We start from the raw sequence: 246 nt of genomic DNA on the forward strand, positions 1-246 counted from the left end.
TCTCTTCGCGAACCGCTTGCAGCAAAGGCGCCACATCGAACTCGAAAGCTTTGCGAACTGCATCTTCAGCACCAAGAACGTCTTGACGCTCTTGCGCATCCTTCACTTCGTCAAGGTTAATCAACAGAGCTTTTGCATATTGCGTTTGCACGTTCAATACGGAACGTAGCATCGCAGGGATTTTACGCTCAATATTGTGGCTTTGGTCGATCATGTACGCAATATTGTTAGCCGCTTGACGGATTT

At 47.6% G+C, this 246-nt stretch carries 1 pseudogene; it reads right to left on the reverse strand.

Annotated features, from left to right (window positions below):
- Nucleotides 1–246, reverse strand: a pseudogene (locus tag KVT27_RS25725) (sugar isomerase); the annotation flags it as partial.

The sequence above is a fragment of the Lysinibacillus sp. GbtcB16 genome (genome assembly GCF_019091145.1).
Lineage (GTDB): Bacteria > Bacillota > Bacilli > Bacillales_A > Planococcaceae > Lysinibacillus > Lysinibacillus fusiformis.